This is a genomic window from Albidovulum sp. (genome assembly GCF_049646345.1).
Taxonomy (GTDB): Bacteria; Pseudomonadota; Alphaproteobacteria; order Rhodobacterales; family Rhodobacteraceae; genus Albidovulum.
Window position 1 is genome coordinate 1 of record NZ_JBARVQ010000049.1, and the last position, 2,674, is coordinate 2,674.

Consider the following 2,674-nt stretch of genomic DNA (forward strand, 5'->3'; position numbering starts at 1 on the left):
GATTATGGTCGAAAATTTCGAAATACAGCCACAAACCCGCTGGCGCTTCTTCACCGACAGCGTAATGGGCGGCGTCTCCTCAGGCCAGGTGTCAACGGCGGAGAAAAAACCGTCCATGTGGCGGAGCAAAATCAGGCCACTTGAGGGATCCTGGATCAGGCGCCGGGAATGGGTGTCGCGCCCAGGTGCCCGCGCTCTCCATGTAGCTGGCGGGTGGCTGGGCGCGTTGGCCCGGCAGGGCCAATCAGGCGTAGGGGTCAGTTGATGGTCGGGCTTTTTTTGCCGCGACTTTGAGCCAGTCGATAGCTGTCGCCGTTCATTTCGAGGATATTGACGTGATGGGTCAGCCGATCGAGCAGCGCGCCGGTCAGGCGTTCTGAGCCGAAGGTTTCGGTCCATTCGTCGAATGGCAGATTGCTGGTGATCAGCGTGGAACCGCGCTCGTAGCGTTGCGAGATCAGTTCGAACAGCAACTCTGCGCCGGTTTTGCTGAGCGGCACGAATCCGAGCTCGTCGATGATCAGAAGTTTGCAATTGGCCATCTGCTTTTGCAGGCGCAGGAGCCGCCGCTCATCGCGGGCCTCCATCAATTCGTGCGCCAGGGCTGCGGCGGTGGTGAAGCCGACGGAGAGACCCTTCTGGCAAGCAGCGAGACCGAGCCCCAGGGCGACATGGGTTTTACCGGTGCCGCTCGGGCCAAGTGCGATGACGTTCTCGCGCCGCTCAATCCATTCGCAGCGCGCCAGTTCCAGCACCTGCATCTTGTTCAGGGCCGGGATCGCCTTGAAGTCGAAGCTGTCGAGGCTTTTGACCGCAGGGAACCTGGCGGCCTTGATCCGGCGCTCGATCATCCGCCGTTCGCGGTCGATCAGTTCGAGTTCCACCAGCCGGGCGAGGAACCGGACATGGTCCAGTCCCTCGGCAGCGCACTGGCGGGCCAGCTTGTCGTATTCCCTGAGGAAGGTCGGCAGCTTCAGTGTCTTGAGGTGATGCGCCAGCAGGAGTTCGGGGGCGTCCGTCATGACGCATCCCCTGCAATCAGGCACATGTAGCTGGCCGCCGAAGTCGTTCCGACATTGGCCCGTGGCAGATAAGGGTAGACGTCGAGGTCGAGCCTGGGCGGCCGCTTCTCGACCTGACACAGCACAAGGTGCTTGATCGCATCGAAGCCAATGGTTCCCATGCGCAGGGCGGTCTTCACCGCGACATGCAGATCGCCAAGCTCGAAGGTCTCCAGCAGTCGCAGGACCTGGACGTATTCCCGGCGCCCAGCTTTGAGTATCCGCGCTTACATCAGCCGTCGCAGGGTTTGGAACTCGGGCGGCAGGTCCCATTCGGCCAAGGGAGCGGCCTGATCCAAGGCGTTGGTCTTCTTCTCGATCAGGGGCAGGTAATGGATTGGATCAAAGACCATGTCCTCGCGGTCGTAGCTCCGCGGATGGCGGGCGATGATCTCGCCACCGCAGCCGATCACCACTTGGTCGACATAGCCGCGCAGCCAGACATCGCGGTGGCCATAGGCGACCGGGACGGACTAGTCGTTGGTCTTGTAACGCACCAGAGCCTGCGAACTGACCCGCCCGCTCGTCTGATCACAGGCATCGAAGGGTGCGGCCGGAAGGTCGGCCATGGCTTCCAGATCCCGGGCAAGTCGCTGCCCGATCGTCTCAGCATGACCGCGCAAAGTATCCGCCTGTCGCTTACGGCATCGCTCTTCGAGCCGGGTGTTGAACTCATCCCAGGATGCAAAGCGCGGCACCGGCACCATGAAGTTGCGACGAGCATAGCCGACCAGCCCTTCGACGCCGCCCTTGTCGTTGCCCTTGCCGGGACGTCCGTAGCGATCTCGGATGAGATAATGGGACAGGAAGCCGCTGAACAGTTTGGCCCGTCTGCGTGTGCCGTCCGGCAGGATACTCGCGACCAGGCAGCGGTCGTTGTCGTAAAGCACCGACACCGGCACGCGCCGGAAGAAGGCGAAGGCGTGAACATGGCCATCGACCCAGGCTTCAGCCGTCGCCGCCGGATACGCCCTTATGTAACAGGCATCGCTGTGCGGCAGATCGAGGGCAAAGTAGTGGGCCTTCTGTTCCACCCCACCGATGATGATGGTTGCTTCGCCGAAGTCGGCCTGCGCATGCCCCGGCGGGTGCGACAGCGGCACGAACATCTCGCGCCCCCGCCGATCGCGCTCTCGGATGTAATCCTTCACGATGGTGTAGCCGCCAGTGAACCCATGCTCATCACGTAGCCGTTCAAGCACCCGCTTGGCCGTATGCCGCTGCTTGCGGTTCCGGCCCTGATCCTCGGCAAGCCAGGCATCGATGATCTCGGTGAACCCATCCAGCTTGGGTCGCTTGATCTCGGCCCGTCGCCGGTACCCCGGTGGCACTGAGAAACTCAGCATCTTCCTGACACTGTCGCGCGAAATCCCAAAATGCAGCGCCGCCGCTCGCGCACTCATGCCGTCCGCACAGGCCAGACGGACCTTCCTGTAAAGTTCCACGGTGAAAATACCCCCGCCCTCCCTGTCATCAGAAAGGGCAAAAGTGGACGACTTTTACGCCGCCCGCAGAGGGATTATCCCGCCGCTACCGTGGCCGACTTTGTCACCGCCGCTTACAGAAAATCCTCAGCGACGAGAAATCACGCGAGTTTCCACACAGCCTCAGCC

Annotated in this window: 1 protein-coding gene and 1 pseudogene; both read right to left on the reverse strand. The window is 62.0% G+C overall.

Translation table 11 applies throughout. The features are described from left to right. Positions 1 to 257: 257 nt before the first annotated feature. A complete protein-coding gene (istB, locus tag WBB85_RS01260; RefSeq protein WP_432636812.1) occupies positions 258 to 1,022 on the reverse strand; it encodes an IS21-like element helper ATPase IstB in 765 nt (254 codons plus the stop codon). Next, positions 1,019 to 2,506 (reverse strand): annotated as a pseudogene (istA, locus tag WBB85_RS01265) (IS21 family transposase). Before istA ends, istB begins: the two are co-directional and overlap by 4 nt. Positions 2,507 to 2,674: the final 168 nt, after the last annotated feature.